At 71.7% G+C, this 9,403-nt stretch carries 10 protein-coding genes; 7 read left to right on the top strand and 3 right to left on the bottom strand.

Annotation, left to right across the window (positions count from 1 at the left end):
* Positions 1-73: 73 nt before the first annotated feature.
* The 6 genes from A6Q79_RS11205 to A6Q79_RS11230 all read left to right on the top strand — a co-directional run bounded on the left by A6Q79_RS11205 (position 74) and on the right by A6Q79_RS11230 (position 4,057).
* Positions 74-301: a hypothetical protein gene (locus A6Q79_RS11205; protein WP_286691071.1), complete on the top strand. Its 228-nt coding sequence runs from the start codon at positions 74-76 to the stop codon at positions 299-301.
* A 162-nt stretch (positions 302-463) separates the two neighbouring features.
* Positions 464-652 (top strand): DUF6458 family protein, encoded by a 189-nt coding sequence (locus A6Q79_RS11210; protein WP_067857049.1) that lies wholly within the window; start codon positions 464-466, stop codon positions 650-652.
* A gap of 60 nt (positions 653-712) precedes the next feature.
* Positions 713-1,234 (top strand): hypothetical protein, encoded by a 522-nt coding sequence (locus tag A6Q79_RS11215; protein WP_286691072.1) that lies wholly within the window; start codon positions 713-715, stop codon positions 1,232-1,234.
* Positions 1,231-1,692, top strand: coding sequence for a hypothetical protein (locus A6Q79_RS11220; RefSeq protein ID WP_067857044.1), 462 nt, complete (start codon positions 1,231-1,233; stop codon positions 1,690-1,692). Before A6Q79_RS11215 ends, A6Q79_RS11220 begins: the two co-directional genes overlap by 4 nt.
* A 1-nt stretch (position 1,693) precedes the next feature.
* A complete protein-coding gene (locus A6Q79_RS11225; RefSeq protein WP_286691073.1) occupies positions 1,694-3,532 on the top strand; it encodes an alpha/beta hydrolase in 1,839 nt (612 codons plus the stop codon).
* Positions 3,533-3,562: 30 nt separating this feature from the next.
* Entirely contained in the window at positions 3,563-4,057 is a 495-nt protein-coding gene (locus A6Q79_RS11230; RefSeq protein WP_158509199.1) for a hypothetical protein, read from the top strand.
* Positions 4,058-4,154: 97 nt separating this feature from the next.
* Here the strand turns inward: A6Q79_RS11230 and A6Q79_RS11235 are convergent, their stop codons facing one another.
* From A6Q79_RS11235 to A6Q79_RS11245, 3 genes are all read right to left on the bottom strand, one after another.
* Entirely contained in the window at positions 4,155-5,399 is a 1,245-nt protein-coding gene (locus tag A6Q79_RS11235) for an RNA polymerase sigma factor (RefSeq protein WP_083516350.1), read from the bottom strand.
* Between the two features lie 269 nt (positions 5,400-5,668).
* Entirely contained in the window at positions 5,669-7,144 is a 1,476-nt protein-coding gene (locus A6Q79_RS11240) for a glutamate--cysteine ligase (RefSeq protein WP_286691074.1), read from the bottom strand.
* Between the two features lie 36 nt (positions 7,145-7,180).
* Entirely contained in the window at positions 7,181-8,176 is a 996-nt protein-coding gene (locus A6Q79_RS11245) for a DUF4192 domain-containing protein (protein ID WP_067857026.1), read from the bottom strand.
* Positions 8,177-8,312: 136 nt separating this feature from the next.
* Between A6Q79_RS11245 and A6Q79_RS11250 the strand changes: the two genes are divergently transcribed.
* Positions 8,313-9,403 (top strand): DNA polymerase IV (locus A6Q79_RS11250; RefSeq protein ID WP_317698282.1); only part of this gene is annotated, 1,091 nt, incomplete at its 3' end.

Genomic DNA, 9,403 nt, shown 5'->3' on the forward strand with positions numbered 1-9,403 from the left:
GTGCGGAACAGGCCGCCGTGGTTGGATGTTGTGACAGACGTACCCCCGACGCCGCTGAGGAAGAGAGAACATCATGGCTGCAGTCGCCGAGCTTCCCGGTCTGAACGCGACCGACCGTTGCGACCGGTGTGGAGCACAGGCGTACGTCCGCGTCGAGCTCGCCGGCGGAACCGAGCTGCTCTTCTGCGCACACCACGCCCGCGAGCACGAGGACAAGCTGCGTGAGATCGCCGTGTCGATCCACGACGAGACGGGCCGCCTCGCCGGCGTCCCCGCCCCGGCCCCCGACACCGAGGTCTGAGACCACGGCCGGACGCCGAGGCCTGAGACAGGCTTCGTCCGAGAGCCCCTCGCCGCACTGCGGCGAGGGGCTCTCGTCGTCTGGACGTGCGGGACGAGTCGACGCGTGCCACGCTCGCCGCACCCGGTCGGCAACGCGTCGACCACTGTCCGAGGAGTCCTCATGCAGATCGGTACCTCGCTCTTCCTGCTGGCGGTCGGCGCGATCCTGTCCTTCGCCGTCCAGGACCGCATCAGCGGCGTCGACCTGACGATGGTCGGCTACATCCTCATCGCCGTCGGCGCGCTCGGTCTGGTGCTGTCGCTCATCCTCGGCACGCGCACGCGTCGCGACCTGCCGCCGCCCCGCTGACCGTCCCGGTCGCCGCCGGAGGCTGGCCAGCAACCCGAACACGTTGCTAACGTCATCCACATGAGTGTCGGGGAGGGGCCGGTGGCCCAGGATCCGTTCTGGGGCGTCGTGCGTCGGCGTCGTCCCGACGTCGACCTGGTGCTCCTCACCGGCCGCTCCCCGCTCGACCCTCCCCCGGCCGAGCCGGACGACGCGATCACGCTCGACGAGGCGCGGAAGATCGAGCGTGGCGTCGACGACGCGTACGCGTCGATCCGTCACCTGCTGCCGCCGGACACGCCGTCGCCGACGCGGCTCTGGCGGGCGGCCGACGGCGGACACGCGTACCTGAACGAGAAGGCGCTGCGTGGCCTGGCCGGACCCCGCGCCGTGGTCACCCTCCGTGCCCTCGCACGCTCCCTGCAGGAGCGTGGTTGGGAGATCGGGGCGACGGGCGACGAGCACCGGCCGCACCTCATGGCCACCAACGGCTGGATCGACCTCGACGTCCGCAGCGGCGCCGCGGCGACGCAGCTGCTCATGGCCGGCCCGGTCGTGCCGGTGCGGGCCGACGACCTCGCGACCCTGAAGGCCGAGCGATGAGCAGCGTCGAGGCCGACTGGAACGCCATCACCGCCGCAGCCAGGATCTGGGACGGCGCGGCCGACGGGCTCGACGGTGCGTGGCGACGACTGCACGGCACGACCGGCTCCCCCATGGCGCCCGACGTCGCAGCGGCCTTCGAGACGTTCCGCGAGGCGTGGGTCGACGAGGTCAAGGACGTCGCGACGACCGCGCAGGCGCACGCGGAGTCCCTCGACGACGCCGCCGCGACCTACTCGGCCGTCGACGACGCCGCCTACCAGCGCATCAGGTCGCTGATGCCGTGGTCGTACCGCGACAGCAGCATCGACCCCGACGGCGGTCCGCCGCCGATGCCGACGCCCTCGGCGGGTCCGAGCCCCACCCCCGCTCCCCCGGCCGACTCGGCGCCCGCCACGCCACAGCCCTCGCCCGGCCCGTCGCCCACGCCGTCGCCCAGCCCGACGGGAGGTGACTGACGTGGCCCTGGTGCGAGTCAGTCAGCCCGACCCCTTGCGCACGGAGTCCTCGGCGGTCGCCGCCGTCACCAACGGGGTGCGTGCGACGGGTGAGAGCGTCAGTGACGCCCAGGAGTCGCTCGCCGGGCAGGGCACTCCGTCATCGTGGTCGGGCGACGCGTCCGAGGCCGCCCGCAACGAGTTCACCGCCTTGTCCGGTCGCCTCGACTCCGCCTCGGCGGCATTCGTACGGGCCGTGACCGTGCTCGACGCCTTCGACGACACCGTCCAGACCCTCAGGTCGCGGAGGCTCGACCTGCTCGAGCAGGTCTCGAACCTCAACGGCCGCATCGACACCTACGACGCCGATGTCGCCGCGTCGGACAGGGACGACGCCACCGCGCAGGAGGCGCTCGTCCAGAGGTCGGCCAACCTCGAGCGCGAGGCCACGGCCCTCCAGGCCGACGTCGACGCCTGGAACCGCGACCAGGAGTCGGCCGAGCAGACCGTGATCACGGGACTCCAGGGCGTGGACACCGTCGCTGAGGGCGCGAGCGCGGCGTCGGACCCGAACCGTCCCGACGCCGACGCGCTGGCCGACCAGCTGCAGCAGCGCGTGGACGCCGGCGACCCGGAGGCCGTCGCCGACTGGTGGAGAGGGTTGAGCCCCGACCAGGTCGCCGCGCTGGTCATGCACTCCCCTCAGCTCGTCGGCAACGCGGGAGGCGTCCCGAGCGAGGTCCGCGACGAGGCCAACCGGACGTCGATGCTGAGCGACATCGACTACCTCACCCAACGTCGCGACGACGGCCAGCTGACGGAGCTCGAGCGCCAGCAGCTGATGAATGCCGAGGACGCGCGCTCCGTGCTGGAGGAGAACGCCGATCGTGTCGACCCCGAGACAGGTGAGGACCAGGCGTTCCTGCTGGTGTACCGGCCCGACGCGTTCAACGGCGACGGTGGCGTCGCCATGAGCCTCGGCAACCCCGACACCGCGGACGACGTCACCTCGTTCGTGCCCGGCCTCACCAACGAGGCGACGTCGCTCGGCTCGAACGTCAGCTCCATGGAGCGGCTCATGGACCTGGCCGACGACAAGAACGGTGATCGGACCGTCGCCGCGATCACCTGGATCGACTACGACGCACCCAGCAGCGCCGAGGGCCTCACCGACGACCCCTGGGACTTCGTCCAGGTGGCCGGCCAGGGCAAGGCCACGGACGGCGGCGAGAGGTTCGCGGACTTCGTCGACGGGCTGCGCGCGAGCGACCACCGTCCACCCGGCGAGGATGCCCACTTCACGGCCATCGGACACAGCTACGGCTCGACCACCGTCTCGCACGCCGCCACCGACAACGACCTCCAGGTCGACGACATGGTCCTCATCGGCAGCCCCGGCACCGGCTCCGCCCAGACCGCGACCGACCTGATGCCGGAGGGCCACCTGTTCGTCGGCTCCGCGGACTACGACCCGGTGACCCTGCTGGGCGCGCCGGGCATCGGCGCGCTGGGGCACGACCCGGCGCAGGCCGACTTCGGGGCTCACCGCTTCGAGGTCGATCCCGGGTCGTACCGTGTCCAGGACCTGCTCGAGAACCACTCGTCGTACTTCAACGAGGGCTCGACGTCGCTCGACGCGATGGCAGACGTGGTCGCCGGCCGCACGCCCGACGAGGTGGAGGGCCGCACCCTCGGAAACACGCAGCCCCTCGACACGCTCCTGGTCGGGACGAGCCTCGCCTCGGGCGGTGAGCAGGTGTGGAACGGTGTCGAGTGGACGGGCGAACGCGTCGCCGACGGGGCAGGCTGGGCCTGGGACCGGGCGAAGGACGCCGGCAGCTGGCTGAACCCCTTCGACTGAGAGGCCGGGATGAGACGTTCGAGGATCGTGGTGGGAGTCGTGATGATGGCCAGCCTGTTCGGGTGTGGCGGTGGTGGCGGCGGGGCCGACGACCCGGCGGACGCCGAGCGCGTGGCCGCGCAGACCCGCAGCGCCGCGCAGGAGACGTTCGACGCCATCGGTCGAGGCGTGGAGGTGCTCGGCTACACCAGCACCGGCGCGGGCCGCTGGGTGATCTGCGGCATGGAACCCAGTCCCAACGGCACGCAGTACGTGGCAGAGATCGCCGTGACCCAGAGCAACGTCCCGCCGTCGCAGTACGGTGCCGTCGTCCGCGAGCAGGCCGAGGCGCAGGGCTGGAGCGTCGAGCAGGTCGCCGGCGACACCCTCGAGGGCCGCAAGGACGGGTTGCGGCTGCGCGCCCAGTACGGGTCCGCAGCCATGAACCTCTCGGTCCGGAGCCGGTGCCTGGACGTGCCGAAGGACGAGATCCGTCGACTCACCGACCTCCCGAAGGACGAGCTGGGAGTCGAGCCGCCGGCCTGACCGCGCCGCACGGACAGGGTCCGACCTTCGGCTGATACACGACCACGGCCCGCCTCGAGGATCTCGGGGCGGGCCGTCGTCGTGTCGGGCTGTGGGCTCAGTCCAGGTAGTCGCGCAGCACCTGCGAGCGGGACGGGTGGCGCAGCTTGCTCATCGTCTTGGACTCGATCTGGCGGATGCGCTCACGCGTGACGCCGTAGACCTTGCCGATCTCGTCGAGGGTCTTCGGCTGGCCGTCGGTCAAGCCGAAGCGCATCGAGACGACGCCCGACTCGCGCTCGCTGAGCGTGTCGAGCACCGCGTGCAGCTGCTCCTGCAGCAGCGTGAACGACACGGCGTCGGCCGGGACGATCGCCTCGGAGTCCTCGATGAGGTCACCGAACTCGCTGTCGCCGTCCTCGCCGAGGGGCGTGTGCAGCGAGATCGGCTCGCGCCCGTACTTCTGGACCTCGACGACCTTCTCCGGCGTCATGTCCAGCTCGAGCGCCAGCTCCTCCGGGGTGGGCTCGCGGCCCAGGTCCTGCAGCATCTGGCGCTGCACGCGGGCCAGCTTGTTGATGACCTCGACCATGTGCACCGGGATGCGGATCGTGCGGGCCTGGTCGGCCATGGCGCGGGTGATCGCCTGGCGGATCCACCACGTCGCGTACGTGGAGAACTTGAAGCCCTTGGTGTAGTCGAACTTCTCGACCGCACGGATCAGACCCAGGTTGCCCTCCTGGATCAGGTCGAGGAAGAGCATGCCGCGGCCGGTGTAGCGCTTCGCGAGCGAGACGACCAGACGCAGGTTGGCCTCGAGCAGGTGGTTCTTCGCCCGACGACCGTCGACGACGATCCAGTCGAGCTCCTCGCGCGTCTTCTCGGAGATGCGGCCGCCCTTGCCGAGCTTCTCCTCGGCGAACAGGCCGGCCTCGATCCGCTTGGCGAGCTCGACCTCCTCACCGGCGGTGAGCAGGGAGACCTTGCCGATCTGCTTGAGGTAGTCCTTGACCGGGTCGGCCGTGGCGCCGGCGACGAGCACCTGCTGCACCGGCTCGTCGGACTCGTCGGCGGCCGACAGCGTGAAGCTGGACTCCTCGTCCTCCTTCAGCGTCGGGTCGTTCTTGAGGTCCTTGACGAACTCCTCGTCGGAGATGTCCGGCAGGACCTTCTTGCCCTGGGCGTCGACCTTCGCGGCCTGACCGCCCTCCGGCACGTCGAGCGCGTCGGCGATGTCGACGGGCGCGTCGGCAGTCTTCTTCGCCGCGGCCTTCTTGGCCGGCGCCTTCTTGGCGGCCGTCTTCTTGACCGGCGCCTTCTTCGCGGGAGCGGGGGCGGCGGTCTTCTTGGAAGTCTTCGTCACGGGCTCTTCTGATCTCGCGGGTGGGCTGGACGATCGTGCTGCGCGCTACCCCGGACGGTCTCGGCGAGGGGGTCGACGACGGTTCCGGCGTGGCGGGACGGCAGGATCTGACACCTGCGTCCGATGACGGAACTCACCGAGGACTCACCTCCCTGACCTGTCTGAGGGCGCACCAAAGAGGCCTGCGGTCAACCTCTGCGTGACCCAGTGTGCCACGGGACACAACCGGCGTGGTCGGACCCCCTGGATGGTCCGCGCGCCCTGCGACCTCAGTCGAGCGGCCAGGTGTGCACCGGCTCGTTGGTGTGCATGAGCTCCGCGTAGCGCCGGGTGACGGCACGCAGCGCCTCGGTGCGGTCACCCGTCCGCCCCAGCTCCTGCTCGACGGCCGAGACCAGCCAGGTCGCGCCGTTGGCGCCGCGGACGCACCGCTGCTCCACGACGTCGAGCAGCCGGTCGGAGACCGCCGCGTCGACGCCCATCTGGGCGAGACCCTCGTGCGCGAGCGGCAGGAGGTGACGCAGCACCAGCTCGCGGACGGAGACGGTGCCGACCGACGGCCAGTACTGGTCGGCCTCGATGCCCACCCGCGCCGCCTGGTGGAAGTTCTCCTCGGCCGCCTTGAACGAGAGCTGCGACCAGACCGGACGCTCGCTCTGGCGCATCACCTGGACGAGGCCGTAGAACAGGGCCGCGTTGGCGACCGTGTCGACCACCGTCGGACCGGCGGGCAGCAGTCGGTTCTCCACCCGCAGGTGCGGACGACCGTCGCTCACGTCGTAGATCGGCCGGTTCCACCGGTAGACGGTCCCGTTGTGCAGCAGCAGCTCGGCGAGCGACGGGACGCGCCCGGCCTCGAGCTCGGCCACCGGGTCCTCGTCCTCCACGATCGGCAGCAGCGCCGGGAAGTACCGGACGTTCTCCTCGAAGAGGTCGAAGACCGAGGTGATCCACCGCTCGCCGAAGAAGACCCGCGGCCGGACGCCCTGAGCCTTCAGCTCCTCGCTGCGCGTGTCGGTCGCCTGCTCGAACAACGGGATCCGCGTCTCGTGCCAGAGCTGACGGCCGAGGAGGAACGGGGAGTTGGCGCCCACGGCCACCTGGACGCCGGCGATGGCCTGCGCGGCGTTCCACGTGGCCGCGAAGTCGTCGGGCTCGACCTGCAGGTGCAGCTGCGTGCTCGTGCAGGCCGCCTCGGGCACGATCGTGTCGGCCGTGGTCTCCAGCCGGTCGACCCCGTCGATGACGATCGCGATGTCCTCACCACGCGCCGAGAGGATCTGGTCCGACAGCAGGTGGTAGCGCGGGTTCGGCGACAGCGACTCCTGACCGAGGTGCTCCGAGCGCAGCGTCGGCAGCACCCCGACCATCAGCAGTCCGGCCTCGGCGCGTGCCGCCTTCCCCTGCGCCTCGTTGAGGTCGCGGCGGACCGTCCGCTCCAGCACGGCGAAGCCGTCACCACTGGCCGGCTGCGGGGGGACGTTGATCTCGATGTTGAACAGCCCGAGCTCGGTCTGGAACGCCTCGTCGGCGATCGCCTCCAGCGCCTCGGCGTTCCTCATCGCAGGGTCGCCGGCGTCGTCGACGAGGTTCAGCTCGATCTCGACGCCGATCTGCGGCTCGCCCACGGAGAAGTCGTGCTCGGAGAGCATCCGGGCGAACACGTCGAGGCAGCGTCGTACCTTCTCCCGGTAGCGCGTCCGGTCCTCACGCGTGAAGGTCCTGTCGTCGACGTCCTGACCCATGCGTTCACCCTAGGGGCGACGCTCGTCCCGTGCGCGTCATCGCAGCGAGCCCGCACCCGCGTAGGCCGCACGGACGATCTCCCGCAGCCGCCGAGGGTGCGTGCCGAGGCGGAGCGCGTCGCCGAGGGTCGCTGCCATCGCGTAGCCCGGGTCCGCGCTCGTGGCCCTGTCGAACCCCATGGCGGCCTGCGCGCCGTCGCCCCGCAGGTACGCGAGGTAGCCGGCCACCGTGTACGGCACGGCGGCGTAGACACCGGGCGAGCGCCGGGCCAGCTCGCGCCACGTGACGAGCCGCTCGGGACCTGCGTCCTCGAGCGTCGGCCAGAGCCCGTCGCGGACCGCCCCCAGGGTCAGCCAGACACCGAGGCGCAGCAACGACCGAGCCTCCACCGCGTCGACCCCGGAGTCCTCGGCGGTGCGCACGACGTCCTGCACCTCCTGCAACCCGGTGACGGCGAGGTCGATCGGCTCGCGCCACGCCTGCTCCACCAGCTCCCGCTCGACCTGGACCACCTGGGTCACGAGCCACGTCGAGCCCGGCCCGTCGCAGGGGCGCCAGCGGTCCTCCAGCACCGTGCGGTCGGGCAGCACCTCCTGGCCCGCGACGACGGCCTCGAGCACCGCCGGGTGGTGCGGGCTGAGGTCGAGCGGCGTCCCGGTCTCATCGTCGTCCGACGCGGTCCAGTAGCGCGTGGTGTCGGTCCAGGCGACGACGACGGGTCGGATCGCGCCGAGCGCGCCCTCGACCGCGCGCGCTGCCTGGGCGGCTCGCTCGACCCGGGTCGAGACGACGAGCACGATGGCGCCGTCGGCGCCCTGGGCGCGCAGGTGTCCGGCCACGAAGCGGCCCACGTGCTGCACGTGGTCGTCCTGGTCCGGCAGGTCCACGCGCATCGTGAAGCCGAGACGCTGTCGAGGCCCGCTCGTCGCGATCGCGCAGATCGACTCGTGCGGGGCGAAGCCGAGCGCGGCGGGCAGGAGGTTGAAGAGGTCGGCCACGTCGTGGGCCGTGTACACGGGCTGGGAGGTCATGGACCCAACCTGCTGCTCGCGGACGGCGTGTGGCGGCGCTCGTCCTCCGCCTGTGGACGGACGGCAGGCGGGGACGCCCCCGGCGACCCAGGGTGTGGACGCAGCGACCGTCGGCGGTCCGCAGCAGAATGGGGCCATGCGGTCCACGGCGTCGGTTCTCCACCTCGACCTCGACGCCTTCTTCGCCTCGGTGGAGCAGCGCGACAAGCCGTCGCTGCGCGGTCGGCCGGTGATCGTCGGCGGCATCGGCCAGCGCGGCGTGGTCTCCACCTGCTCCTACGAGGCACGCGTGCACGGCGTCCGCTCGGCGATGCGCATGGCGGAGGCCCGGGCGCGGTGCCCCCACGCGGCGTTCCTCTCGGGTCGCTTCGACGCCTACCGCGAGGCGAGCACCCTCGTCATGCGACGCCTGCGCGAGGAGTCGCCGCTCGTCGAGCCGCTCTCGCTCGACGAGGCCTACGTCGACCTCGCGGCCGGCGCCGACGACGACCTCTCCCCCGACGCCGTCCTCGAGCGTGTCGAGACGCTGCGCCGCGACATCACCGAGATCACCGAGGGCCTCACGGCGTCGGTCGGCGTCGCGTCCTCCAAGCTCATGGCGAAGATCGCCAGCGAGCTGCGCAAGCCCGACGGCGTGTTCGTCGTGGCCCCCGGCACCGAGCTCGCGCTGCTGGAACCGATGCAGGTACGGGCGATCCCGGGCGTCGGTCCCGCCACGGCCGAGCGGCTGCGTCGGATCGGCGTCGGCACGGTCGGCGAGCTGCGCGAGCGCGACGAGGACGAGCTGGTCCGGCTGCTGGGATCGGCGTCGGGGCGCTCCCTCGCCCGCCTCGCCCGCGCCGACGACGACCGTCCTGTCGTCGCGGAGCGCGAGGCGAAGTCGATCAGCGTCGAGGACACCTTTCCCGATGACGTCACCGACCGCGCCCGGCTCGAGGGGGTCGTCGACACGATGGCACGGCGGGTCGGCGGACGGCTGCGCAGCGCGGGGCTGTCCGGCCGCACCGTCACCCTGAAGATCCGCTACCACGACTTCGAGACCCACACCCGCTCCACGACCCTCGCGGGCCCCACCGACTCGCCCACGCTGCTCGCCGCGAGCGCGCAGGGCCTGCTCGCCGCCACGGACCTGTCCGGGGGCCTGCGCCTGGTCGGCGTCGGGGTCAGCGGGCTCGCCGACTGGGTGCAGGACGACCTCTTCGCCGAGCCCGAGCCAGACCCCGACAC

This window comes from Aeromicrobium sp. REDSEA-S32_B7, from assembly GCF_001626145.1.
GTDB classification, from domain to species: domain Bacteria; phylum Actinomycetota; class Actinomycetes; order Propionibacteriales; family Nocardioidaceae; genus Aeromicrobium; species Aeromicrobium erythreum.